Origin of the sequence: Bradyrhizobium cosmicum, from assembly GCF_032290525.1 — a bacterium.
Classification (GTDB): Bacteria; Pseudomonadota; Alphaproteobacteria; order Rhizobiales; family Xanthobacteraceae; genus Bradyrhizobium; species Bradyrhizobium cosmicum_A.
In genome coordinates this window covers 1-259 of the sequence record NZ_JASXTA010000344.1, presented here as the reverse complement: position 1 = coordinate 259, position 259 = coordinate 1, and the positions used below count along the sequence as shown (strand labels likewise).

The 259-nt window shown below is 62.2% G+C and carries 1 protein-coding gene; it reads right to left on the bottom strand.

The features are described from left to right. Positions 1–259, bottom strand: a 259-nt coding sequence (locus tag QSV46_RS40190) for a hypothetical protein (RefSeq protein WP_314964201.1), incomplete at both ends; no start/stop codon positions are given.

Below are 259 nucleotides of genomic sequence, written 5' to 3'. Positions count from 1 at the left end.
GCGTGCCGGTAGCCTTGTCGGCGATAGGCAGCGTGGCATCCTTGACCTGGTAGGTCAGGTTGACGGTCGCGTCGTTCTCGTTGCTGCCCGCATCATGGAGAACCGGCTTCAGCAGCGTGAACACATAGTTGCCGTTGCCATTGTCCGCCCCGCCATCCACGACGACCGTGAAGATCGCGCCGCGCGCGGCGGACGATGCGGTCAGGGTATTGTTGGTGGCGTTCCAGCTATACGTAACGCTCTCGGAACCAACCAGACC